The organism is Staphylococcus sp. EG-SA-2 (assembly GCF_017152085.1).
In genome coordinates this window covers 1-2,784 of record NZ_JACYHC010000593.1, presented here as the reverse complement: position 1 = coordinate 2,784, position 2,784 = coordinate 1, and the positions used below count along the sequence as shown (strand labels likewise).

Genomic DNA, 2,784 nt, shown 5'->3' with positions numbered 1-2,784 from the left:
AATATATTGGTGTATGACAGTTAATGGAGGGAACGAAATGAAAGCTTTATTACTTAAAACAAGTGTATGGCTCGTTTTGCTTTTTAGTGTGATGGGATTATGGCAAGTCTCGAACGCGGCTGAGCAGTATACACCAATCAAAGCACATGTAGTAACAACGATAGACAAAGCAACAACAGATAAGCAACAAGTAACGCCAACAAAGGAAGCGGCTCATCAATTTGGTGAAGAAGCGGCAACCAACGTATCAGCATCAGCACAGGGAACAGCTGATGAAATAAACAATAAAGTAACATCCAACGCATTTTCTAACAAACCATCTACAGCAGTTTCAACAAAAGTAAACGAAACGCACGATGTAGATACACAACAAGCCTCAACACAAAAACCAACTCAATCAGCAACATTCACATTATCAAATGCTAAAACAGCATCACTTTCACCACGAATGTTTGCTGCCAATGTACCACAAACAACAACACATAAAATATTACATACAAATGATATCCATGGCCGACTAGCCGAAGAAAAAGGGCGTGTCATCGGTATGGCTAAATTAAAAACAATAAAAGAACAAGAAAAGCCTGATTTAATGTTAGACGCAGGAGACGCCTTCCAAGGTTTACCACTTTCAAACCAGTCTAAAGGTGAAGAAATGGCTAAAGCAATGAATGCAGTAGGTTATGATGCTATGGCAGTGGGTAACCATGAATTTGACTTTGGATACGATCAGTTGAAAAAGTTAGAGGGTATGTTAGACTTCCCGATGCTAAGTACTAACGTTTACAAAGATGGGAAACGCGCGTTTAAGCCTTCAACAATTGTAACGAAAAATGGTATTCGTTATGGAATTATTGGCGTAACGACACCAGAAACAAAGACGAAAACAAGACCTGAGGGCATTAAAGGTGTTGAATTTAGAGATCCATTACAAAGTGTGACAGCAGAAATGATGCGTATTTATAAAGACGTAGATACATTTGTTGTTATATCACATTTAGGGATTGATCCTTCAACACAAGAAACATGGCGTGGTGATTACTTAGTGAAACAATTAAGTCAAAATCCACAATTGAAGAAACGTATTACAGTCATTGATGGTCATTCACATACCGTACTTCAAAATGGTCAAATTTATAACAATGATGCATTAGCACAAACAGGTACAGCACTTGCGAATATCGGTAAGGTTACATTTAATTACCGCAATGGAGAGGTATCAAATATTAAACCGTCATTGATTAATGTTAAAGACGTTGAAAATGTAACACCGAACAAAGCATTAGCTGAACAAATTAATCAAGCTGATCAAACATTTAGAGCACAAACAGCAGAGGTTATTATTCCAAATAATACCATTGATTTCAAAGGAGAAAGAGATGACGTTAGAACGCGTGAAACAAATTTAGGAAACGCGATTGCAGATGCTATGGAAGCGTATGGCGTTAAGAATTTCTCTAAAAAGACTGACTTTGCCGTGACAAATGGTGGAGGTATTCGTGCCTCTATCGCAAAAGGTAAGGTGACACGCTATGATTTAATCTCAGTATTACCATTTGGAAATACGATTGCGCAAATTGATGTAAAAGGTTCAGACGTCTGGACAGCTTTCGAACATAGTTTAGGTGCACCAACAACACAAAAAGACGGTAAGACAGTATTAACAGCGAATGGCGGTTTACTACATATCTCTGATTCAATTCGTGTTTACTATGATATGAATAAACCGTCTGGCAAACGAATTAACGCTATTCAAATTTTAAATAAAGAGACAGGTAAGTTTGAAAATATTGATTTAAAACGTGTATATCATGTAACGATGAATGACTTCACAGCATCAGGTGGCGACGGATATAGTATGTTCGGTGGCCCTAGAGAAGAAGGTATTTCATTAGATCAAGTACTAGCAAGTTATTTAAAAACAGCTAACATAGCTAAGTATGATACGACAGAACCACAACGTATGTTATTAGGTAAACCAGCAGTAAGTGAACAACCAGCTAAAGGACAACAAGGTAGCAAAGGTAGTGAGTCTGGTAAAGATGTACAACCAATTGGTGACGACAAAGCGATGAATCCAGCGAAACAACCAGCGACAGGTAAAGTTGTATTGTTACCAACGCATAGAGGAACTGTTAGTAGCGGTACAGAAGGTTCTGGTCGCACATTAGAAGGAGCTACTGTATCAAGCAAGAGTGGGAACCAATTGGTTAGAATGTCAGTGCCTAAAGGTAGCGCGCATGAGAAACAGTTACCAAAAACTGGAACTAATCAAAGCTCAAGCCCAGCAGCGATGTTTGTATTAGTAGCAGGTATAGGTTTAATCGCGACTGTACGACGTAGAAAAGCTAGTTAAAATATATTGAAAACAATACTACTGTATTTCTTAAATAAGAGGTACGGTAGTGTTTTTTTATGGAAAAAAGCTATAAACGTTGATAAACATGGGATATAAAAACGGGGATAAGTAATAAGACATCAAGGTGTTTATCCACAGAAATGGGGATAGTTATCCAGAATTGTGTACAATTTAAAGAGAAATACCCACAATGTCCACAGAGTTATCCACAAATACACAAGTTATACACTAAAAATTGGGCATAAATGTCAGGAAAATATCAAAAACTGCAAAAAATATTGGTATAATAAGAGGGAACAGTGTGAACAAGTTAATAACTTGTGGATAACTGGAAAGTTGATAACAATTTGGAGGACCAAACGACATGAAAATCACCATTTTAGCTGTAGGGAAACTAAAAGAGAAATATTGGAAGCAAGCCATAG

General features: G+C 37.3%; 1 protein-coding gene and 1 pseudogene. One reads left to right on the top strand and one right to left on the bottom strand.

Annotation, left to right across the window (positions count from 1 at the left end; all coding sequences use genetic code 11):
- The first annotated feature begins 37 nt into the window (after positions 1-37).
- On the top strand, positions 38-2,356 hold the full coding sequence (gene adsA / locus IDG60_RS27460; protein ID WP_000645787.1) for an LPXTG-anchored adenosine synthase AdsA: 2,319 nt from the start codon (positions 38-40) through the stop codon (positions 2,354-2,356).
- Between the two features lie 231 nt (positions 2,357-2,587).
- On the opposite strand, the pseudogene IDG60_RS27455 reads toward adsA, so the two are convergent.
- Positions 2,588-2,784: pseudogene (locus tag IDG60_RS27455) on the bottom strand (hypothetical protein); the annotation flags it as partial.